The following is a 22363-nucleotide window of genomic DNA, read 5'->3' on the forward strand; positions in this document are numbered from 1 at the left end:
GCCACTTGGGCGTCCGCGTCGCCGGGTCTTCCGCTCCGCTCCCATCGCAACCTCCGAAATAGTCTTCGGCTGTTGCGACGTTGACTGGAATCCGCCAAGGAACTCTGAGGTAAATACGAACATCACCTGGCACGGTCACACCGCGTCCCGGCCTGATCGGGAGAAGCTCTACGACAGCCGTGTGAGTGGCTATTTGCCCGACGGCGGCGGCAAGGATGCCCACACCCTCGCCGAAGGAGCCATTGCGCACCTCGACAAGCCCAACGTTCCTCTGGTGCAGGACAACAACGGCAAGGAGGATATTCCGGACCAGGTCTCGCGCAGCGCGAAGTTTCTTTCCGTCGACCCTGCGTCGCCGCACACGGATGAGATCGCCGAGCATTGCTCGTTCGAATACAGCTCGTTCGAAGGCAGCTCGTTCGAATGTATCTCGTTCGAATACACGAGTGGCAGGGCGGAGAAGATGGCCCCATTCGGCGGTGGGCACATGTCAAGTGCCAAGGCGTTCTTCGGCAAATGGCCCAAGCGGGATTTCCGCACCGAGCTCGCCGACGGGCAGATCCGACGAGTCGAGCGCAAAGCGCTCGACTCGCTCGGCGACGCATCTGCCCAGCGGTCAGAGACCGGCGCGGGCCAGAACCCTGCCCGAAAGATTGAATCCACCCTTGCGGGAACAGTATCGGCCGCTCAGACAAGGAGTGCGCGTGTCATCAGCACCGGATGGTGAAAAGTTGTCGGGTGCCGCGCACGAGAGCGCGCCTGATTCGCTCGAAAGCCCAGAGCGCAACGACGGGGCCATCCCGGGGAAGGGGCCTTCGCTGGACGAACTGATGTCGGGGCTGACTGCGCTACAGCTGGGCCGCTACGGGCAGGTGATTGGCGCGGCGAGCGCGCCGACCCACATCAATCCTGTTGCCGCAGATTTGATCTCGATCCGGACTGCAGCGTGTTTCGGAGCGCACGCGCAGGTGTTCGAAGCGGTGAGCAGACAATTCGCGGCAGAGCATCAGGCCTTGCTGGAGCGCTTGGCCAGTCTCGGAGATGTCGCCGAGGAAGCCAACCCGGGGGCGCCTGCGGGCGCATGAGTCCTCTGGTAACCATGCACTCGACGGAGATCGCGGGCTGATCTCGATTGGCGGCTGCCCCGGATGTCTTCCTACGAGCTGGTACCCGGGCCGATGCTGCGGGCCGGGCGGGTGCGCAGCTCGTGGACGTAATCTGCCGGAGCTCCCGCGATTTCGGCAGCGTCGGCCATCACGCCCAGATACCGCGCCGACGGCAGGCCGCCCTCCCAGGCGTCGAGGACGTAGAGCCATGCCAGCACGGGGTCGGTGTCGGTGTCCGACGAGATGCGCTCCACGCGGCACCGGATCTTCTTGTGGACGCCGAACTCGGAGCCTTCCCAGCGGTCGAGGTTTGTCTCGTCCGCCGGTGTCATGTCGTAGAGCACGACGAACACGCGTGAGCCCGGATCCTGGACAACCGTGGCCAGCGCCCCCTCCCAGCCGATGTCCTCGCCGCCGAAGGTCAACCGCCACCCGGACAGCCACCCCGTTCCAGCCATCGGCGAGTGCGGCGCGCGCTCCAGCATCTGGTCAGGATCCATGTTCGACCCGTAAGCGGCGTAGAGCGGCACGGGGAAAGTTTAACGGCGTCGGTTGGCGCGCTGTTCAGCCGCGGGACCTTCTCGGCTCCTGAGCGTGTCGGGTGGCGGCGCGCACAGGAGCCGCGACCCGGCTAGGTTAGGGATGTGGTGACCCGCATCGTGATCCTCGGCGGAGGCCCGGCCGGTTACGAAGCCGCGCTGGTCGCCGCCACCTCGCACCCCGAGACCGCCGACGTCACCGTGATCGACGCCGACGGCGTGGGGGGCGCGGCCGTCCTGGACGACTGCGTGCCGTCCAAGACGTTCATCGCGTCCACCGGGCTGCGCACCGAGTTGCGCCGGGCGCCGCATCTGGGCTTCGACATCGACATCGACGACGCCAAGATCTCGCTGACGCAGATCCATGCCCGAGTGAAGGACCTGGCCGCGGCCCAATCGGCCGACATCACGGACCAGCTGCTGGGCGTGGGGGTCCGCGTCGTCGCCGGTCACGGCGAGCTGATCGACCCCACCCCCGGGCTGGCCCGCCACCGAGTCAGGGCGACCCATTCCGATCCGGGGCCCGACGGCACGCTCACCGCCGAGTACGAAGCCGACGTCGTGCTGATCGCGACCGGCGCCAGCCCGCGGATCCTGCCGTCGGCCCAGCCCGACGGCGAACGCATCCTGACCTGGCGCCAGCTCTACGACCTCAAGGCGCTGCCCGAGCACCTCGTCGTCGTGGGCTCTGGGGTCACCGGCGCGGAGTTCGCCAACGCCTACACCGAGTTGGGCGTGCCGGTGACGGTGGTGGCCAGTCAGGACCGCGTGCTGCCCTACGAGGACGCCGACGCCGCACTCGTCCTCGAAGACGTGTTCGCCGAACGGGGCGTGCAGCTGATCAAGAATGCCCGGGCCGAATCGGTGACCCGTACCGCAACCGGAGTGCTGGTCACTCTCAAGGACGGCCGCACCGTCGAGGGCAGCCACGCGCTGATGACCATCGGGTCGGTCCCCAACACCGGCAGCCTCGGCCTGGAACGGGTCGGCATCGAGCTGGGGCGCGGGAACTACCTGCCCGTCGACCGGGTGTCGCGAACGTCGGTTCCGGGCATCTATGCCGCCGGTGACTGCACCGGCCTGCTGCCGCTGGCTTCGGTCGCGGCCATGCAGGGTCGGATCGCGATGTATCACGCGCTCGGCGAGGGTGTCACCCCGATCCGGCTGCGCACGGTGGCGGCGACGATATTCACCCGGCCCGAGATCGCCACAGTCGGCGTGCCGCAGCGGATGATCGACGACGGCTCGGTGACCGCCCGCACCATCATGCTGCCGTTGCACACCAACGCCCGGGCGAAGATGTCGGGGCTGCAGAAGGGTTTCGTCAAGGTCTTCTGCCGGCGCTCCACCGGCGTGGTGATCGGCGGGGTCGTGGTGGCGCCGATCGCCTCCGAGCTGATCCTGCCGATAGCCGTGGCGGTGACCAACCGCGTCACGGTCAACGAGTTTGCGCAGACGCTTGCCGTGTACCCGTCGCTGTCCGGTTCGATCACCGAGGCCGCCCGCCGGCTGATGGCCCACGACGACTTGGACTAGAAGTCCGACTCAGGTGAGCCCCACCAACTAGCCTTGGTCGAGGACACCTACCGACGAGTAACCGATTGGAGCCTGCAGGCGTGAGTGATCCTTACGGCGTGCCCAGCCGGCGCAGCTCGCCGGCGTCCGAGCTGGGACCGCGGCAGCGCGAAATCGCCTGGAAGCGGCTCGGCGGCGAGCAGTTCGACGTCGTGGTCATCGGCGGCGGCGTGGTGGGCTCCGGATGCGCGCTGGATGCCGCCACGCGCGGGCTCAAGGTCGCGCAGGTGGAGGCACGTGATTTCGCGTCCGGCACGTCGAGCCGCTCGTCGAAGATGTTCCACGGCGGGTTGCGCTACCTCGAGCAGCTGGAGTTCGGGCTGGTGCGCGAGGCGCTCTACGAGCGCGAGTTGTCGCTGACCACGTTGGCGCCACATCTGGTGAAGCCGATGCCCTTTTTGTTCCCGCTCGCCAACCGGGTGTGGGAACGTCCGTACATCGCCGCGGGCATCTTTCTCTATGACCGGATGGGCGGCGCGAAATCGGTTCCCGCGCAGAAGCACCTGACCCGCGCCGGCGCCCTGCGGTTGAGTCCCGGCCTCAAGCGCAGCTCGCTGATCGGTGGCATCCGCTACTACGACACCGTCGTCGACGACGCCCGGCACACCATGACGGTGGCCCGCACCGCCGCGCACTACGGTGCGGTCGTGCGCTGTTCCACCCAGGCTGTCGCACTGCTGCGGGAGGGCGACCGGGTGACCGGCGTGCGGGTCCGCGACACCGAGAACGGCCAGATCACCGAGGTCTGCGGCCACGTCGTCGTCAACGCCACCGGGGTGTGGACCGACGAGATCCAGGGGCTGTCCAAGCAGCGGGGACGGTTCCAGGTGCGTGCGTCCAAGGGCGTGCACATCGTCGTGCCGCGCGATCGGATCGTCAGCGACGTGGCGATCATCCTGCGCACCGAGAAGTCCGTGATGTTCGTCATCCCGTGGGGCAGCCACTGGATCATCGGAACCACCGACACCGACTGGGACCTCGACCTCGCGCATCCGGCCGCCACCAAGGCCGACATCGACTACATCCTCGGCACCGTCAACACCGTGCTGGCCACCCCGCTGACGCACGCCGATATCGACGGGGTCTACGCCGGGCTGCGGCCGCTGCTCGCCGGCGAAAGCGAGGAGACCTCCAAGCTGTCGCGCGAGCACGCCGTGGCGGTGCCCGCGCCCGGCCTGGTGGCCATCGCCGGCGGCAAGTACACCACCTACCGGGTGATGGCGGCCGACGCGATCGACGCCGCGGTGCAGTTCGTGCCGGCCCGGGTGGCACCGTCGATCACCGAGAAGGTGAGATTGCTGGGCGCTGACGGCTACTTTGCGCTGATCAACCAGGCCGAACGCGTCGGCGCGCTGCGCGGCCTGCACCCGTACCGGGTGCGCCACCTGCTGGACCGCTACGGCTCGCTGATCGGTGACGTCCTGGATCTGGCCGCCGACGACCCCGGCCTGCTCGACCCGATCAAGGAGGCGGCGGGCTACCTGAAGGTGGAGGCCCGCTACGCCGTCACCGCCGAAGGCGCGCTGCACCTGGAGGACATCCTGGCACGCCGGATGCGGATCTCCATCGAATACGCGCACCGGGGCGTCGATTGCGCCCGCGAAGTGGCCGACGCGGTCGCGCCGGTGCTGGGGTGGAGCACCGAGGACGTCGAGCGCGAGGTCGCCAACTACGCGGCGCGGGTGCAGGCCGAGGTCCTGTCGCAGGCCCAGCCCGACGACGTCTCGGCCGACGAGCTGCGGGCCAGCGCACCGGAGGCCCGCGTCGAGATCCTCGAGCCGGTTCCCCTGACGTGAGGCCCACGTGAGGCCCACGTGAGGCCCGCGTGAGGCCCGCGTGAGGCCCGCGCCGCTTCCGGTTCGCGACGGGCTGGGGCCGGCCCGGGTGCGGTTGCGCGGTGGCCCGGTGCTGGCCGAGCTCACCGAGCGCTTCGGCGAGCAGGCCCGCGCGAAGGTGCTGTCCGGCGAGGTTGTCGACGCCGATGGCGTGGCGGTCGACGGGGCCACCGTGCTGCCCGCCGGGTCCGCGGTGTATCTCTACCGCGAGCTGCCCGACGAGGTGCCGGTGCCCTTTGAGGTGCCGGTGCTGTACTCCGATGCCGACATCGTCGTCGTCGACAAGCCGCATTTTCTGGCCACCATGCCGCGCGGGCGGCACGTTGCGCAGACCGCGCTGGTACGGCTGCGCCGCGATCTGGGTTTGCCGGAGCTCAGCCCCGCCCATCGGCTGGATCGGTTGACCGCCGGGGTTTTGCTGTTCACCGCCCGGCGTGAGTCGCGCGGGGCGTATCAGTCGCTGTTCGCGCGCGGCCTGGTGCGCAAGACCTACCTGGCGCGCGCGGCCGTCGATCCGGCGCTGGAGCTGCCGCGCGTCGTGCGCAGCCGGATCGTCAAGCGGCGCGGGCGGCTGCAGGCGTTCTGCGAGCCCGGCGTCCCCAACGCCGAGACGCTGGTGGAGCTGGTGGCCGACGGCCTCTACCGGCTCACACCGCGCACCGGCCGGACCCACCAGCTGCGGGTGCACATGGCGTCGCTGGGGATTCCGATCCTGGGAGATCCGTTGTATCCCCGCATCGTCGACGTGGCTCCCGACGACTTCAGCGTGCCCCTGCGGTTGCTGGCCCGCCGGATCGAGTTCGACGATCCGCTGACCGGGGCGCGACGCGATTTCGTCAGCGGCCGAACGGCACCCTGAGTTTGATTGCGGTTATCCACAGCCCGGCCGCGACGGCTGTTGGATGTCGGATCCCCGTGGCACTATCGAATGTGCGTTCGAATGCAGTGCGGGGATGCGGCCTGCCGAGTCGGCGGGGCTGGAGGAGGGGATTTGTGCGGCCACACGAGGTCATCGTCGACCTCGGTCGATGTGAAATCGACCACACCATTCCCCACGCGCGGGGTAGGCACACCCACGTGGCCAAGGGCAGGTGTCTATGCCGCTTCGCTTGACTGTCCGGGCCACCGGTCGCGCCTTAACGCGGAACGACGCCGATATGTCGGGTTCTATACCGTAATCGGAAATCCTGGCCGTCGTGCGCGGACGCCGGCGGATGAGCGCTACCGTGATTTCAGATGACGGCGCCCTCGTCCAACCGGTTTGCCCAGCAATTCGGAGCGATGTTGCACAATTTTCCCCAGCACAGTCAACGAAATGTGAGATGGATGTCTTAGCGCCCCCGGAGGTCACCTCCGCGCTCATCTACTCCGGCCCTGGAGCGGTGTCGCTGACCGAAGCCTCCGCCGCGTGGCAGCGGCTGGCCGTCGAGTTGGATAACGTCGCCGGCGTCTACACAGCGGTGCTGTCTTCGCTGATCGAGTCCTGGGACGGCGCTTCCTCGGCCGCGATGACTCAGGCCGTCCACCCCTTCCTGCTCTGGTTGCGCGCCACTGCGCAGCAGTCCCAGCAGATGGCCGTCTCCGCGGAGGCTGCGGCGACGGCGTTCAGCCTCGTCCACTCCACCGTCGTCCACCCCGTGCAGGTCAGCGCCAATCGGACGCAACTGGCGCAGTTGCTGGCCACCAACCGCTTCGGCAGCAATACGGCCGCGATCGCCCAGACCGAGGACCAGTACCAGGCGATGTGGGCGAACAATTCAGCGGCGCTGAGCCGCTACCAGGCGGCCTCGGCCCAGGCGACCGCGCTGCCGGCGTTCTCCTCGCCCGTGACGATCGCGAGCCCGACCGCCGCGGCCGCCCAGGCCGGCGTCGTCTCGACGGCCGGCACCGGCAACGCCGCCTCGACGCTGTTCTCGGTGTGGTCGTCGCTGTTCGGCAACAGTTCTGGCGGCCTGGTCAACAACGGCTGGTTCCAGTTGACCAACACCTGGGGCAATCAGTTCATCTCGTCCGGCTTCCCGATCAACCTGCTGGATTTCGGGGCGCAGTCGGCAACCGCCGAGAGTGTGCAGTCGGTGGGCGGCGAGATCGGCCAGGGCCTGGCCGAGGGCGAGGCCGCGCTGGGTGCATCGGAAGTCCAATTCAGCAACGCGCTCAAGACTTTCGGATCGGCCGCATCGGCACCCACCGCGGCGATGGGTGTCGGGGTGACGGTGGGCAAGCTGACCGCTCCTCCCGCCGTGGTGGGGTCGTTGCCCGCCTCGCAGTCGCCGGTACACCTCGCGGCGGCGGCCTCGCCGCTCGGAGCGGGCGACGGAGGGTCCTCCGCGCTGCCGTTGCCTCCGATGATGATGTCGCCGCCGGTATCCGCAGGTAGCGGCTGGCGCAAGCGTAAGCAGCAGAAGTTCGAGGACCTCGACTACGGTGTCGAGCTCCCCAAACGGGTGATACATCGTCCGCCGAGCGGGGGATGAGAGCAGGCGATGGCTCTCAATTCGGCGAGATGTTCTGTTCTGCAACGTATTCGTGCTTCTCTCAGGTAGTCCGTCATGGATTTTGGGATCCTGGCGCCTGAGGTCGTCTCGGCGCTGATCCATGCGGGACCCGGGTCCGGGTCGCTGCTTGCTGCCGCCGCGGCGTGGCACGAGCTGGGCCTCGAGCTGGACGAGTCGGTGCGGGGCCACACCGCGGCGTTGACGTCGCTGGGCGAGACCTGGCACGGTCCGGCCGCGACGGCGATGGCGCGGGCCGCCGCACCCTACGTGGAGTGGCTTTCCGTCACCGCGCAGCAGTGCCGGCAGGTCGGCTCCTCTGTGCACGCGGTCGTCGCGGCTTTCGAGCTGACGCACTTCGCGGTCGTGCACCCGTGCGTGGTCACCGCCAACCGGACGCGGCCGGCGCTTCTGCTGGCCACCAACTTTTTCGGGGTCAATCTCCCCGCGATCGCCGAAACCGAGGCCGAGTACCAGGCCATGTGGGCGAACAACTCGGCCGCGATGTATCGATATGCCGTATCTTCAGCGAGTGCCGTTGCGCCGGTGCAGTTCTCGTCACCACCGCCGATCGCCAACCCGGCGGGCCTGGCGAGCCCGGCCGGGGTGGCTCCGGCGGCCACCTCCTCCGGCCTGTTCACGACGGTGCCCGCCGCCACGGGGGGCCTTGTCGACAATGCCTGGTTCCAGCTGGCCAACGACTGGCTGAACCAGGCTGTCGCGGGCGGACTTCCGGTCAACATACTCGTTGCGCTGGCCACACTGTCCAAGGCCCAAGCGTTCCAGTCGTTGGGCGGCGGCATCGGCGCCGACCTGTCGCAGAGCGCGGCGGACTTCGCCGCGGTGGAGGCCCGACTTGCCGGCGCATTGGGCGCCGCCGGGCGGTCCTGGGCGCCCACCGGGTCGGTGGGCGGGGGGATTCTGGTGGGCAAGCTGATGGCGCCGCCGTCGGTGGTGGGGCTGCTGGGGGCCTCGGAGTCCCCGGTTCGGCTCGCATCCGCGGTGTCCCCGCTGTCCCCCGAGCTGGCGCGGGCGCCCATCGCGATACCTCCGGCAGGCACGGCGTCGGCCTCGGCGCGTGACCGCCGTCGCGCGGGGCGCGACTACGACGACATCGAACTCGGGTGCGAGCTTCTGGGCACGGTCATGCAGCGACCGCCGTCAGCGGGATGACGCCCGGCGCCGCGCCGACTCGCCGCAATCCGACGTCCTCGCGGGCCCGATTCGGTACCTTGGCGGCATGCCGTACGCGCGATGGTTGTCGCCGGCCTTGCTCGCGGCCGCTGCGGTCATCATGGGAGTCGTCGTGCCCGCCGGGTGTGGCGTTCGTCACTTCTCGGCGTCCGCCGTTCGCGACATCTCCGGCACGCTGCGTGCCGGGGGCATCGACCGGACCTATACGCTGCACGTGCCGCCGGGCGATCCGGTCGGTCTGGTGCTCAGCCTGCACGGCGGCGGCGGCAGCGGGAACGGGCAGCGGGGGCTGACCGGTTTCGACGGCGTCGCCGACGCCCACCATCTGCTGGTGGTCTATCCCAACGGCTACGACAAGAGCTGGGCCGACGGTCGCGGGGCATCGCCGGCGGACCGCCGGCACGTTGACGACGTCGGGTTCCTGGTCGCCCTGGTGGGCAAGCTGCAAGACGACTACAACATCGACCCGGGCCACGTCTTCGCGACCGGAATGTCCAACGGCGGCTTCATGTCCAACAGGCTGGCGTGCGAGCGCGCCGATGTCTTCGCCGCGATCGCACCGGTGGCAGGGACCCTGGGCGTGGGCGTGCCGTGCAACCCGTCCCGGGCGGTGTCGGTGTGGGAGGCCCACGGAACCGCTGATCCGCTGGTTCCGTTCCGCGGGGGCGACGTGCGTGGTCGCGGCGGGATCAGCCATGCCGTGTCCGTTGCGAGCATGGTGAAAAGGTGGCGCTCGGTCGATGATTGCCAAGGCGATCCGTCGCTGGAGGCGTCGCCCGACGTCGGGGACGGCACCGCGGTGCACCGCTTCGCCTACACGGTGTGCGCGGCATCCACCGAGGTGGTGTTCTACCGGATCGACAACGGTGGCCACACCTGGCCCGGCGGCAGGCAGTACCTGCCCAAGGCGGTCATCGGGCGTACCACCCGTGCCCTCGACGGCTCGGAGGCCATCGCCCGGTTCTTTCTCGCGCACGCCCGGGTTTAGCGATCACGCGAGGGCGTGGTCATCGCCGACAGCCGTACGCCACGCCCCGCTGGTGCGGTCTTGTTACTATTCTTCGTACCTGCGGGAAGTGCGCGCTTTTCGTCCCACCGTCCAAAGGAATCAGGTTGCACATCAATCGGTTTGGTGCCGTACTGAGCATTCTGGCGGTCGGGGCGATGCTGACGGGCTGTGGTCACGAAACCGGAGGGCGCGTGGCGACGGGCACGTCGTCGGTGCGGGTCGCCTGCGGCGGCAAGCCGACATTGCGGGCCAGCGGTTCCACCGCGCAGGCCAACGCGATGACCCGTTTCGACAAGGCATTCGAACAGGCCTGTGCGGGCCAGTCACTGAACTACACACCCAACGGCTCCGGCGTCGGGATCAGCGAGTTCATCGGTGACCGAACCGATTTCGCCGGCTCTGACTCGCCGCTGAGAAAGGACGAGTACGCCGCAGCGCAGCGGCGGTGCGGCTCGCCGGCGTGGAACCTTCCGGTGGTGTTCGGCCCCATCGCCGTCATCTACCACGTAGACGGTGTGACGTCGCTGAACCTCGACGGCCCGACCGTAGCGCAGATCTTCAACGGCGACATCAAAACCTGGGACGACGGTGCGATCCAGGCGCTGAACCCGGGCGCCACCATGCCCGCCGAGCCGATCAGCGTCGTGTTCCGCAGCGACGAGTCCGGCACCACCGACAACTTCCAGAGGTATCTGGACACCGCTTCCGGCGGCGCCTGGGACAAGGGTGCCGGTATGACGTTCAACGGGGGAGTCGGCGAGGGCGCCAAGGGTAACGACGGATCCGCCGCGGCGGTCAAGGCCACCGAGGGGTCGATCAGCTACGTCGAATGGTCCTACGTCGCGGCCCAGCAGCCGAACATGGCCAGGATCATCACCTCGGCCGGCCCGGGCCCGGTGGGGATCACCGCCGAGTCGGTGGGCAAGACCATTTCCGCAGCCTGGTACATCAGACAGGGCAATGACCTTGCCCTGGACACGATCTCGTTCTACCGGCCCAACCAGGCCGGCTCCTACCCGATCGTGCTGGCGACCTACGAGATCGTGTGCTCGCAGTACCCCGACAGGCAGGTCGGCGCGGCTGTCAAGGCTTTTCTGCAGAGTGCGATCGGGGCCGGCCAGGCCGGCCTTTCCGGCCACGGTTACATTCCCGTTCCCCAGGAGTTCATGTCGCAGTTGTCGACGGCTGTCAACTCCATCTCATAACCGGGGCCATCTCATAACCGGGGCCATCTCATAACCGGGCGACACGTCAGGGTGCCGTGTGGTTCCGCGGGCAGAACGCGGCGATGCTCGCGCCGACGAAGAACCCGGCGTGGTAACCGTCGAGTTGGCTGTTGCTCATCACTTCCGAGGCGACGTCGGACTTCTTCCTGCCGAGGTCGAGTTCGTCGCACACCTCGTGAGCCGCGATGATCGCGGCCTTCGGCGACGGGAAGTCGATGCCCTTGGCGGTCACCGCGGACAGAAAGGCGTTGTCGATCGCGTCGGCGCGCGCAGCGGGCGCCGCGATCCCGACCAGGCTGATCAGCGCGACCGCCAGGACCATGGGCGTCCGGCTGTTCGGCATCGGTGGGTCCTCCCGGTGGTCGGTGCAGGAAGGCGGGCAGGCCTGTGACACCGCGATCAAAGCATGTCGCGACCGCACTGGCGAAAGTTCGCGGCGCACTTCATAAAAGTCTCCTGTTCAGCGCTGGCAGACCGGGCACCAGAACCACACCCGGGCGCCGGTGCCGCGGGATTCGCTGTATTCGACGCGCGTGCCGCAGCGACGGCATCGTTGTCCGGCACGCCCGTACACCCACAGTTTCCGCCCCGGTCGAGTGTCGCCGGTGGTACACCGGTTCCAGCGGAACCGGTTGGTCCACAGCATGTCCCGGGCGCGCGCGACCAGCCGGTGCGTGTCGGCGACGGCGTCGACCGGCGTAGTGGGCAGATGCCCGGTGACAAAGCACAATTCGTTGCAGTACACGTTGCCGACCCCGGCCAGGACCCGCTGGTCGAGCAGTGCCTCGGCGAGTGGCCGGTCCGGCCGGGCAGTGAGGTTGGCGACGGCGCGCGCGGCGTCCCAGTCCGGGCCCAGCAGGTCTGGTCCCAGGTGGGCGACTGCGTCGGCCTCCCGGTCACGGTCGAGGATTTCCAGCACCCCGAGGTCGACGCCCACGGCCCGCACGGTGCCGGCTTCCAGGACGATCCGCGCGCGGTGGTCCACCCCCACCGGCCGGACACCGACCCGCCAGCTGCCGTCCATCTTCAGGTGTGAGTGAATGCTGGCCGGGCCCACCCGGAATAACAGGTGCTTGCCACGACTGAGCACCTCGTCCACCACCTGCCCGGTGAGGTCGACGGTGGCGAACCGCGGCACCCGGACATCGCAGCGGGTCAGCGTGCGCCCGGCCAGGTGCTCCCGCAGGATTGTCGCGGTGCGCCAGACGGTGTCACCCTCGGGCATGGTCCTCTGGCGTGATCACCGCAGCCGCAATCCGCTTGGGGTGCGGACGAATCCGGCGTCCAACAGCCCTGCCAGCGCATCCGAGCGGCCCTCGCCGAGAGACGGCGCCAGGGCCGGCGCACCGTCGATGCGTTCCACCAGGATCGCCGCGACGCGCCGTTCAGACACCAGGCCGGCCAGCGCCGCGGCGGCCGCGTGGTGGGCCGCGGGGTCGGCGGTGAAGGTCAGCAACGACCGTCCGCCGCGTTCGAGGAACCAGGTGCACTCACCGTCCACCAGTACCACCAGCGCCCCGGCCTTGCGGCCGGGGCGTGCCGCTGGGCCTTGCGGGCTCGATGACGGCCAGGGCAGTGCGGCGCCGTAGGGGTTGGCCGGGTCCGCGGCGGCCAGCACAACGGCCCGGTAGTCCGGCCGCTGCGCATCGACGTCGTCGGTGTAGCCGCGCAGCCGGTCGACAGTGGACGCGACGGCGAACTGCGCGCCGCCCAACGACTCTACGAAATAGCCACGCTGGCAGCGACCGGCGTCCTCGAACGAGCTCAACACCTGGTAAAGGGTGGCGAACCCGCCCGGCACCCCCTCGGCCGCCACCGCACCCCTGGTCAGCACGCCGTGCCGGCCCAGCAGGAGTTCGGTCTGGTGGTGGGCCCGCACCGTGGAATCCGGATCGGGGGCCGGCAGGGTCGACCACCGCCCCGCCACGGTCGGGTCGGCGGCGCGGTGCTGGGCGTGCGCGACGCTGTACCGGCTCAGGCGCGGTGGCCGGTGTGTCCGGTGCGCCGGCACGGAGCGCCGGCGGCTGCCCAATCCGCTGAGCTGGGCGCGTACCGGAGCGAAGGTGTCGCCGGTGACCCAGCCGGCCCAGATCAGTTCCCACAGCGCGGCTTTGAGGTCCGCCGAGTCGATTTCGCCGGGCTGGTGGTCCTGCGCGAGCTGGCGGAAGAAATATGCGCCTCCCCCGGACAGCGTGTCCAGGATCGCGCGGTGGGCTTCGGTCAGGTCGATCTCGGCCGGCGGTGCCAGGGTCAGAGGCGCCGAATCGCTGTGGTGCAGCACGATCCAGCCGTCGCTGCCCGAGATGGACCCGGCGCCCGACCAGGTTACCTCGCCGGTTGCCAGCAGTTCGTCGAGCAGTGCCGCACAGTAGCCGGCCACGCGCGGTCCCAGCACCAACGGTTCGATCGCCGAGGCCGGCAACCGGACTCCGGCCAGCTGGTCGATCACCGTCAGCAGGCCCTCCGGGCCGGACAGGTTCGACGAGACGCGGTGCCAGGCGGGCAGGAAGCGCCCGTAGGCGGCGGTGCTCACCGGCTCGACCTGGGCACGTAGCGCCGCCAGTGAGCGGCGCCGCAGGATGCGTAACACCTCGGCGTCGCACCACTGTTGGCCGCCCGGCCCCTCGGGGGCGGCGACGAACTCACCGCGCACCAACCGGCCGTCCGCGGCCAGCCGGCTCAGCACGTCGGCCGTCACCCGCAGTCCCAGCCCGAAGCGGGCGGCCGCCTCGGCCGTGGTGAACGGGGTACGGGTGCGGGCATAACGGCCCAGTAGTTCACCCAGCGGATCGGCTACCTCCGCGGTGAAGGTGGCCGGCACGCCCAACGGAACCGCGACCCCGATCCCGTCGCGCAGCCGGCCGATGTCCTCGATGGCCGCCCACCAGCTGCGGCCGGCAAACGAGACCGTCAGTGCGCGCCGGGCGGCGAGCAGACCATCCAGCCAGCCGCCGACGTCGGCCGACCCGGACCGGGCGGCCACCTCCGCTCCGGTCAGCGGGCCCAGCAGCCGCAGCAGGTCGGCGGCCGCCTCGGCGTCACGGGCGGCGCGGTCCGGGGCGAGGTGCTGCAACTGCAGGCCGGTGGCGGCGATGACCTCCGGATCGAGCAACTCGCGCAGCTCCACCCGGCCGAGCAGCTCGGCAAGCAGCGTGGCATCCAGCGACAGCGCTGCGGCCCGGCGCTCGGCGAGCGGCCTGTCGCCCTCGTACATGAAGGCCCCGACGTAGCCGAACAGCAGGGACGCCGCGAAGGGGGACGGTTTGGCGGTCTGCGTCTCGAGCACCCGCACCCGGCGCGAGGCGATGCCGCTCATCAGCTCGACCAGGGCCGGGACATCGTAGACGTCCTGCAGGCATTCGCGGACGGTCTCCAGCACCACCGGGAAGTCGGGGTATTTCCGCGCGACCTCCAGCAGCTGGGCTGCGCGCTGGCGCTGCTGCCACAGCGGCGAGCGGCGGCCGGGATGGCGGCGCGGCAGCAGCAAGGCCCGGGCCGCGCACTCCCGGAACCGCGACGCGAACAATGCCGAACCGCCCACTTCGGCGGTGACGATCGGATCGATCTCGTCGGCGTCGAAGACGAAGAGATCGGCGCCCGCAGCGGTATCGCCGGTGTCGGAAAGCGTGTCCGGCAAGCGCACCACGATGCCGTCGTCGGAGGCGGTCGGTTTCTCGTCGATGCCGTAGCGTTCGCGCAGCCGCCGGCCGACCGCCAGCGCCAGCGGACCGTTCACCCGCAGCCCGTACGGCGAGTGCAGGATCACCCGCCAGTCGCCGAGCTCATCGCGGAAGCGCTCGACCAGCAAGGTGGTGTCGGTGGGCACCGTCCCGGCCACGGCGCGCTGCTCGTCGAGCAGCACCCATAGGTTTTCTGTCGCGTAGGCGTCGAACCCCAAAACGGTGCAACGTGTCTGGAATTCTTCCCGGTCCATGCCGGCCATCTCGCCGGTGAACGCCCCCAGCGCGGCACCCAGCTCGGCCGGGCGGCCTACGCCGTCGCCGCGCCAGAACGGCAGCCGGGCCGGCTGCCCCGGGGCGGGGACCACCAGCACCCGGTCGTGGGTGATCTCGACGATGCGCCAGCTGGTGGCCCCAAGCGAGATCACATCGCCGGGGCGGGACTCGTAGACCATCTCCTCTTCGAGTTCGCCGACCCGCGAGGGCTTTTCGGAGTCGCCGGCCAAATAGACCGTGAACAGCCCACGATCGGGGATGGTGCCGCCGGAGGTGACGGCCAGCCGCTGGGCGCCGGGCCGGGCGGTCAGCGTCCCGGTATCGCGGTCGTAGACCAGGCGCGGTCGCAATTCGGCGAACTCCGTCGACGGGTACTTGCCGCTCAACAGGTCCAGGGTGGCCTCGAACAGGCTTCGCGGCAGCGTCGCGAACGGTGCGGCCCGGCGCACGGTGTCAAACCAGCGGTCGGCGTCCAGCGGCTCGAGGGCAGCCGCTGCCACGGTGTGCTGGGCCAGGACGTCGAGGGGGTTGGCCGGCACCCGCAACGTCTCGATCTGACCGGCCCGCATGCGCTGCACACTTACCGCGCAGCTGATCAGGTCGGTGCGGTGCTTGGGGAACAGCACGCCCCGGGAGACCTCGCCCACCTGATGGCCGGCCCGGCCGATGCGTTGCAGGCCGCTGGCCACCGACGGCGGTGCCTCCACCTGGATCACCAGGTCGACCGCGCCCATGTCGATTCCCAGCTCCAGGCTGGAGGTGGCCACCACCGCCTTGAGCAGACCACGCTTGAGGTCCTCTTCCACCAGTGCGCGCTGCTCCTTGCTGACCGAGCCGTGGTGGGCCCGGGCCAGCAACGCGTCGGCGCCGTAGGTCTGGCCGCTTCCCATGATGTGCGCCGGCGCACCGCCGGGCACCGCCCGATTGGTTCCGGCAGACTCGGCCGGCACCTCGAGGAGAGCCACGCCGCGGCGTTCGGCGTGAATCTCGTTGAGCCGCGCGGTGAGCCGTTCGGCCAGCCGTCGCGAGTTGGTGAACACGATGGTCGAGCCGTGCGCCTCGATCAGGTCGACCAGGCGCGCCTCGACGTCCGGCCAGATGCTGGGGGTACCACCTGCTTGCGGGGCAGTGTTGGCCAGGTTCGCCATGTCGGGCACGGGTACCTGCACGGTGAGCTCGACGGTCTTGCCCGACGGTGGTGCCACCACCTTTGTCCGAGTCGTCGGGCCTGCGCCGGACAGGAACCGGGCCAGCTCCTCGGGCGGGCGCACCGTCGCCGACAACCCGATGCGCTGGGCGGGCGGCGCCTGGCGCAGGGCGTCCAGCCGTTCCAGCGACAGGGCCAGGTGTGCGCCGCGCTTGCCGGAGGCGATGGCGTGGATCTCGTCGACGATCACGGTCTGCACGCCGGTCAGGGTCTGCCGCGCAGCCGAAGTGAGCATCAAGAACAGCGACTCCGGTGTGGTGATCAGCACGTCGGGCGGATGGTTGAGCAGGTGCCGACGCTGCGCGGGCGCGGTGTCGCCGGATCGCACCCCCACACTGATGCCGGGAACCGGCACCTCCCGGCGTTCGGCGATCCGGGTGAGCCCCGCCAGCGGGGTGCGCAGGTTGCGCTCGACGTCGACAGCCAGTGCCTTGAGCGGGGAGACGTACAACACGCGGGTCCCCCCGTGGCGCTCGGGGCCGGCCGCGAGACGGTCGATCGCCCACAGGAACGCCGCCAGAGTTTTTCCGGACCCCGTCGGTGCGATCACCAGGGTGTTGTCGCCGTCGGCGATGGCGTCCCAGGCGGCGAACTGCGCAGCGGTCGGCGCGGCGAACGTGCCGGCGAACCACTCGCGGGTGACCGCGCTGAACCGGCCCAGCGGGTCGCGGGGATGTTCAGGCCGCTGCGGACCGGCGCGAGTGCTCACCTGACCATGGTGCCAACGTGGACCGACAGGAGTTCACAGCCTGGAGGTGGCCATCAGATGGGCGAGTTCGTCCGGAATGCCCGGCACCCGGGCGATGGCGTCCAGCAGCGCGTGCGCGCAGGAGTCGGCGAGCTGTTCGGCGTCGGTGGTGGGGTCGATGATCCGCTGCCGGCAGATCTCGAAGGTGAGCGCCAGCCAGCCGTTGATGATCACCTCCAGGTGCTGCTCGACCTCGGTTTTCAGCTTCTCCGCGGGGATTGTGCCCACCAGTTCGGCGACCCGGCTCATGATGTGTTCCAACTGGCGGTTCTTGGCTTCGTCGCTGACGCCCACGAGCACCGGGTCGGACCGGCCGAGGCCGACATAGGCCGCCCACGCCGACTGCGGATGGTGATGCTGGTAGTCCATGTAGGCCAGCACACCGGCTTTGATCTCCTCGAACATCGTCAGGCCGGCCGGACGCAACGCGTTGGTGACCTCGTAGAGCCGGTCGGTCTCGTCCTGCACGACCGCGGCGAAGAAAGCCCGTTTGTCCGGGAAGTAGTGATACATCAATGCCCGGGACACCCCGGCCCGCTCGGCGATCTCGTCGATGCGGACCTCGTCGTAGGGCCGCTGACCGAAAACCTCCGCCCCCAGAGCAAGCAGCTCAGCTCGGCGGTCCTCGGGGGACAACCGCCTCCTCGCGCCCGGCATGCGTCAAATAGTACCGAGGCAGCCTGGGTTGTCGCCCGAACTTGCGTTCATGGACTCCAAGCTCGCTCGTCGAAGACGGTCGTGTGCACGCACAATCGAAGTGCGTACCAGGAGATCTCCGCCTGCACGGCGGCCTTGTCCAGATACGCCTGCCAGTCGGCACGGCGGAAACTTCGGCTGATGGATATTCTGCCGTCGGAGCGCACGATGGGGTGCCAGCGCATCGCGTGTGCCAGCAGCGGAAAGGTGCGATAGGCGAAAGTATTGCGATGCAGATCCGCGATGTGCCAGCCGCGGGCGGAGTTCTCGTGAAGCCACGTCAGGAATTTTACGACGTCCTGGTCGCTGAGGTGGTGGGTGAACTGCGAGCTGACGATGAAGTGCGGCGACTCGGCCGGGGTGTAGGCGAACACGTCGCCGATCCGGTAGTCGATGGCCAGTTCCGCCGGGGTGGCGTCGCGGGCGGCGGCGGCGCTGCGCGGGTTCAGGTCGATTCCCGACAATCGTGTCTTGAGCCCGCGACGATCCGCCCAGCGCGCGATGGCCCGCAGCAGATCGCCGTCGCCGTAGCCGACGTCCAGCACGGAGATTTCCGTACCGGCGGGCAAGGTCCTCGTCGCGCGCGCCAGCCAACGCAACGTCGGGCGATGGGTAAGTGTCATGCGGTTGACGACGGCGAGGTCGGCCAGGCAGCGCCGGTAGTCGGCCAGGGCGATGCTTTCGTCGTCCAGGATTTCCGGCTCCGTGCTGCGCACCCTGAGGGCCATGCACCCTCTCCTCATCTCGAGCGCCCGCTCAATCTTGCGGTATGCTACCGCGCCCCTGCCCCGGGGCCTCCGTTTCGGGGCCGACAACGGCGGTTTGCCGAGGCCTCAGACCGGCTGGGTGACTGCGCTTCTGGGGTCTCGGGGTGGGGTCGGCATGCGCTGCCAGCAGGAATCCTCGCGACTGCGTAACCGATTCGGCGTCGCGAGCGATGACACAAGAGGAGCCGGGCCCTACGTGAGGGACAAGGATGCAGAAGGCGGACGAGTGGCCCCCGGGAGACCGCGTGGGGCGAGATGACGGTCGCGAAGACGGTGAGGTGCACGCCGCCATCCGCTTCGCGGCGCTGGCCACGGTCGCCGGACTGGGCTTCCTGGTCATGGCGGCGCTGTGGGTCAGCACCTGCCCAGGCGTGAGCGTCGACACGGTGGCCTGCGGCGCGCCGCAGCGGACGATGCTGGCTTTCGGGGGTCCGCTGATCCTGCTGTCCGCCGGGCTGCGGGCGTTCGTGCGCACCTACCGGGTGTGGTGTCGCGAAGGCACCTGGTGGGGATGGCAGGGCGCAGGCTGGTTCTTGCTCACGCTGACGGCGGTGACGGTGTCGTTGGGGGTGCCGCCGATAGCGGGCCCGATGGCGGCGCTCTGAGGCGTCGGGCGAACATCCGAGAACATACCGGGCTCCCGGGTTTCCTCGCGGCGCCCCCGGGGTATCACCACGCCGACCATGATCAGTTGCCGCGACGATTGCACGGATTATTGCGCTGACAATTGCGCTGACCACGGCGCTGATCATGGCGCCGCGATCCGCCGCAACAGGGGCGCCGTGTTCGGTTGGAGTCCGGCAATTCCGGGGCGGCCACCGGGCGGCGACGATGGTTGACCCGTTGGAAAGTATGGTCCCAGGGGGCTGCAGGGCAGTAGTAATGTCAGTCGGACAATGCCGGGAGACCATATGAACGATGCGGGCCGGCTCCTCAACGCTCGCGACCGCGGCCACCGCGCTGTCGAATTGCGCGTCGCGGCACGGCTGGAGAACCTGGCGATGCTACGCACGCTGGTCGGCGCGATCGGCACCTTCGAAGACCTGGACTTCGACGCCGTGGCGGATCTGCGGCTCGCGGTGGATGAGGTGTGTACGCGGTTGATCCGTTCGGCCACTCCGGATGCGACGCTGGTTGTCGTGGTGGACCCGCAGGACGAAGTTCTGGTCGTGGAGGCCACCGCCGCGTGTATCACTCACGACGTGGTGGCGCCCGGCAGCTTCAGCTGGCACGTGCTGACGTCGTTGGCCGACGACGTCAAGACCTTCCACGACGGCCGCGCACCCGATGAATCCGGCAGTCTGTTCGGAATCACATTGACGGCCCGGCGGGCGGCCTCGAGCAGGTGAGGGCGCGGAGTGCCGGCGGTTCGGCTTCGCGCCCAAACGAATACGCCGATGTGCCGGAGATGTTCCGCGAGCTGGCGACCTTCCCCGCCGACTCGACGGATTTCCAGCGCCACCGGGACAAGATCGTCGAGCGCTGTCTGCCCCTGGCCGACCACATCGCCCGGCGGTTCGACGGCCGGGGCGAGCCGCGCGACGACCTGGTCCAGGTGGCGCGCGTCGGCCTGGTCAACGCGGTGATCCGGTTCGACGTCGAGACCGGTTCGGACTTCGTGTCGTTCGCGGTACCCACGATCATGGGGGAGGTGCGGCGTCACTTCCGGGACAACAGCTGGTCGGTGAAGGTCCCGCGGCGGCTCAAGGAGTTGCACCTGCGGCTGGGCAGTGCCACGGCGGATCTGTCCCAGCGGCTCGGTCGTGCACCCACGGCCACCGAGCTCGCCTCGGAACTCGGGATGGAACGCCAGGAGGTCGTCGAGGGCCTGGTGGCAGGCAGCTCCTACAACACCTTGTCCATCGACACCGGTGGTGGCAGCGAGGACGACGAGGTCCGTGCCATCGTCGACACCCTGGGCGACGTGGACGCCGGCCTGGACCGCATCGAGGACCGCGAGGCGCTGCGCCCGCTACTCGAGGCGCTACCCGAGCGTGAGCGAATGGTGTTGGTGCTCAGGTTCTTCGAGTCGATGACGCAGACGCAGATCGCCGAGCGGGTCGGCATCTCGCAGATGCACGTGTCCCGGCTGCTGGCCAAATCGCTGGCGCGGCTGCGCGACCAGTTGCAGTAGCGGGCGCGGTCGCCCGGTTCGCCGGCGGCCCGTTGGCCTCAGCAGCGGTCCGTCCAGGATCATTTGATCTCGGCGAGCACCGTGCCTTGCGTGATCGCCGCCCCGGCCTCGACGGCGAGCCCGGTGATGACGCCGTCCTTGTGTGCGGTGACCGGGTTCTCCATCTTCATCGCCTCGAGCACGACCACCAGATCGCCGACGGCGACCTGCTGGCCCTCCTCGACCGCAACTTTGACCACGGTGCCCTGCATCGGTGCGGTCACCGCGTCACCGGAGGCCATCGCACCTGCGTGCGCCCCGCGCTTGCGCGGCTTGGGCTTCTTGCGTAGGACACCCGCCGGGTCGCCGGCGCCGCCGGAGAACGCCAGGTCAGCGGGGAGCGAGACTTCCAGACGGCGGCCGTCGACCTCGACGACCACCTTCTGCCGGGGTCGGGTGTCCTCGTCATCGAGGGGATCGCCGGCGGTGAAGGGTTCGACGGTGTTGTTCCACTCGGTCTCGATCCAGCGGGTGTGCACCGAGAAGCCGTTCTCGTCGCCGATGAACGCCGGGTCGGACACCACGGCCCGATGGAACGGGATGACGGTGGACAGACCTTCGACGTGGAACTCGTCGAAGGCACGCCGGGCGCGTTCGAGGGCCTCGGTGCGGCTGGCGCCGTACACGATCAGCTTGGCCAGCATCGAGTCGAACTGCCCGCCGATCACCGAGCCGGTCTCCACGCCGGAGTCCAGCCGCACCCCGGGGCCCGCGGGCGGGTCGAATCGGGTCACCGGCCCGGGCGCGGGCAGGAAGCCGCGGCCCGCGTCCTCGCCGTTGATCCGGAACTCGAAGGCGTGGCCGCGCGGCGTCGGGTCCTCGGTCAGATCCAGCCGCTCGCCGTTGGCGATGCGGAACTGCTCGCGCACCAGGTCGATACCGGCGGTCTCCTCGGTGACCGGGTGTTCGACCTGCAGGCGGGTGTTGACCTCGAGGAACGAGATCAGCCCGTCCTGGCCGACCAGGTACTCGACGGTTCCCGCGCCGTAGTAGTGGGCCTCCTTGCAGATCCGCTTCGCCGACTCGTGAATCTCCTTGCGCTGTGCGTCGGTCAAAAACGGCGCCGGGGCCTCCTCGACGAGCTTCTGGAAGCGGCGTTGCAGCGAGCAGTCGCGGGTTCCGGCGACGACGACGTTGCCGTGCTGGTCTGCGATCACCTGCGCTTCGACGTGGCGGGGCTTGTCCAGGTAACGCTCGACGAAGCACTCCCCGCGGCCGAACGCGGCCGTGGCCTCGCGGACCGCCGACTCGTACAGCTCGGGGATCTCCTCGATGGTGCGGGCGACCTTCATGCCCTTGCCCCCGCCGCCGAAGGCGGCCTTGATCGCGATCGGCACGCCGTACTCCTGGGCGAAGGCCACCACCTCGTCGGCGTTCTTGACAGGGTCTGGCGTGCCGGGCACCAGCGGGGCCTGGGCTCGCGCGGCGATGTGACGGGCGGTGACCTTGTCGCCGAGGTCGCGGATCGACTGCGGGCTGGGCCCGATCCAGATCAAGCCGGCGTCGATCACCGCCTGGGCGAAGTCGGCGTTCTCGGACAGGAAGCCGTAGCCGGGGTGGATGGCGTTGGCGCCGGACTTCGAGGCCGCGTCGAGGATCTTGCCGAAATCCAGGTAGGACTCCGCCGACGTCTGACCGCCCAGGGCGAACGCCTCGTCGGCCAGTCGCACGTGCGGTGCGTCCGCGTCGGGCTCGGCGTACACCGCCACGCTGGGCAGGCCCGCGTCGCGGGCCGCCCGGATCACCCGGACAGCGATCTCGCCGCGGTTGGCGACGAGCACTTTGGAGATCCTCGAGCCGGCGTGACTAGCCACTGCGCCTCCTGTTTGGCATGTCTGCA

General features: G+C 69.3%; 17 protein-coding genes and 2 pseudogenes. 12 read left to right on the forward strand and 7 right to left on the reverse strand.

The window, feature by feature from the left end; genetic code table 11:
- Positions 1 to 727, forward strand: a pseudogene (locus tag ACOJVU_RS04200) (hypothetical protein); the annotation flags it as partial.
- Positions 705 to 1085, forward strand: coding sequence for a PE family protein (locus tag ACOJVU_RS04205; protein WP_421528631.1), 381 nt, complete (start codon positions 705 to 707; stop codon positions 1083 to 1085). The pseudogene ACOJVU_RS04200 and the gene ACOJVU_RS04205, both read left to right, overlap by 23 nt.
- A gap of 71 nt (positions 1086 to 1156) precedes the next feature.
- Here ACOJVU_RS04205 and ACOJVU_RS04210 read toward each other — a convergent pair whose 3' ends face one another.
- Complete coding sequence (locus tag ACOJVU_RS04210) at positions 1157 to 1636, reverse strand: gamma-glutamylcyclotransferase (RefSeq protein WP_343709380.1); 480 nt, start codon at positions 1634 to 1636, stop codon at positions 1157 to 1159.
- Positions 1637 to 1750: 114 nt separating this feature from the next.
- Here ACOJVU_RS04210 and ACOJVU_RS04215 point away from each other — a divergent pair.
- The 7 genes and pseudogenes from ACOJVU_RS04215 to pstS all read left to right on the forward strand — a co-directional run.
- Positions 1751 to 3243: pseudogene (locus ACOJVU_RS04215) on the forward strand (NAD(P)H-quinone dehydrogenase); the annotation flags it as partial.
- Between the two features lie 18 nt (positions 3244 to 3261).
- Positions 3262 to 5016 carry a glycerol-3-phosphate dehydrogenase/oxidase gene (locus ACOJVU_RS04220; RefSeq protein ID WP_421528655.1) on the forward strand — a complete coding sequence of 585 codons (1755 nt, stop codon included), beginning with the start codon at positions 3262 to 3264 and terminating at the stop codon, positions 5014 to 5016.
- A gap of 40 nt (positions 5017 to 5056) precedes the next feature.
- Positions 5057 to 5914 carry a pseudouridine synthase gene (locus tag ACOJVU_RS04225; RefSeq protein WP_421528632.1) on the forward strand — a complete coding sequence of 286 codons (858 nt, stop codon included), beginning with the start codon at positions 5057 to 5059 and terminating at the stop codon, positions 5912 to 5914.
- Positions 5915 to 6377: 463 nt separating this feature from the next.
- Positions 6378 to 7529, forward strand: a complete 1152-nt coding sequence (locus ACOJVU_RS04230; RefSeq protein ID WP_421528633.1) for a PPE family protein — start codon at positions 6378 to 6380, stop codon at positions 7527 to 7529.
- A 75-nt stretch (positions 7530 to 7604) separates the two neighbouring features.
- The gene (locus ACOJVU_RS04235; protein WP_421528634.1) at positions 7605 to 8720 is read left to right on the forward strand and encodes a PPE family protein; all 1116 of its coding nucleotides are present in this window, start codon (positions 7605 to 7607) and stop codon (positions 8718 to 8720) included.
- Positions 8721 to 8787: 67 nt separating this feature from the next.
- Positions 8788 to 9729, forward strand: coding sequence for an alpha/beta hydrolase family esterase (locus tag ACOJVU_RS04240; RefSeq protein WP_421528635.1), 942 nt, complete (start codon positions 8788 to 8790; stop codon positions 9727 to 9729).
- 125 nt (positions 9730 to 9854) lie between these two features.
- A complete protein-coding gene (gene pstS, locus ACOJVU_RS04245) occupies positions 9855 to 10955 on the forward strand; it encodes a phosphate ABC transporter substrate-binding protein PstS (protein WP_421528636.1) in 1101 nt (366 codons plus the stop codon).
- A gap of 46 nt (positions 10956 to 11001) precedes the next feature.
- Here pstS and ACOJVU_RS04250 read toward each other — a convergent pair whose 3' ends face one another.
- The 5 genes from ACOJVU_RS04250 to ACOJVU_RS04270 form a co-directional block, all read right to left on the reverse strand.
- Positions 11002 to 11319: a DUF732 domain-containing protein gene (locus ACOJVU_RS04250; protein WP_421528637.1), complete on the reverse strand. Its 318-nt coding sequence runs from the start codon at positions 11317 to 11319 to the stop codon at positions 11002 to 11004.
- Positions 11320 to 11436: 117 nt separating this feature from the next.
- Positions 11437 to 12201: an endonuclease VIII Nei2 gene (gene nei2 / locus ACOJVU_RS04255; RefSeq protein WP_421528638.1), complete on the reverse strand. Its 765-nt coding sequence runs from the start codon at positions 12199 to 12201 to the stop codon at positions 11437 to 11439.
- 15 nt (positions 12202 to 12216) lie between these two features.
- On the reverse strand, positions 12217 to 16848 hold the full coding sequence (locus ACOJVU_RS04260) for an ATP-dependent helicase (protein ID WP_421528639.1): 4632 nt from the start codon (positions 16846 to 16848) through the stop codon (positions 12217 to 12219).
- A 33-nt stretch (positions 16849 to 16881) separates the two neighbouring features.
- A complete protein-coding gene (locus ACOJVU_RS04265; RefSeq protein WP_421528640.1) occupies positions 16882 to 17544 on the reverse strand; it encodes a TetR/AcrR family transcriptional regulator in 663 nt (220 codons plus the stop codon).
- A 47-nt stretch (positions 17545 to 17591) separates the two neighbouring features.
- Positions 17592 to 18311 carry a methyltransferase domain-containing protein gene (locus tag ACOJVU_RS04270; RefSeq protein WP_421528641.1) on the reverse strand — a complete coding sequence of 240 codons (720 nt, stop codon included), beginning with the start codon at positions 18309 to 18311 and terminating at the stop codon, positions 17592 to 17594.
- 248 nt (positions 18312 to 18559) lie between these two features.
- Here ACOJVU_RS04270 and ACOJVU_RS04275 point away from each other — a divergent pair, with 248 nt between their 5' ends.
- From ACOJVU_RS04275 to ACOJVU_RS04285, 3 genes are all read left to right on the forward strand, one after another.
- On the forward strand, positions 18560 to 18955 hold the full coding sequence (locus ACOJVU_RS04275; RefSeq protein WP_421528642.1) for a hypothetical protein: 396 nt from the start codon (positions 18560 to 18562) through the stop codon (positions 18953 to 18955).
- 306 nt (positions 18956 to 19261) lie between these two features.
- Positions 19262 to 19699: an anti-sigma factor gene (locus ACOJVU_RS04280; protein ID WP_421528643.1), complete on the forward strand. Its 438-nt coding sequence runs from the start codon at positions 19262 to 19264 to the stop codon at positions 19697 to 19699.
- Positions 19696 to 20484, forward strand: a complete 789-nt coding sequence (locus ACOJVU_RS04285; protein WP_421528644.1) for an RNA polymerase sigma factor SigF — start codon at positions 19696 to 19698, stop codon at positions 20482 to 20484. Before ACOJVU_RS04280 ends, ACOJVU_RS04285 begins: the two co-directional genes overlap by 4 nt.
- A 59-nt stretch (positions 20485 to 20543) precedes the next feature.
- On the opposite strand, the gene ACOJVU_RS04290 is transcribed toward ACOJVU_RS04285, so the two are convergent.
- Positions 20544 to 22337 (reverse strand): acetyl/propionyl/methylcrotonyl-CoA carboxylase subunit alpha, encoded by a 1794-nt coding sequence (locus tag ACOJVU_RS04290; RefSeq protein WP_421528645.1) that lies wholly within the window; start codon positions 22335 to 22337, stop codon positions 20544 to 20546.
- Positions 22338 to 22363: the final 26 nt, after the last annotated feature.

The organism is Mycobacterium sp. THU-M104 (genome assembly GCF_049197365.1).
In the GTDB taxonomy this organism is placed as follows: domain Bacteria; phylum Actinomycetota; class Actinomycetes; order Mycobacteriales; family Mycobacteriaceae; genus Mycobacterium.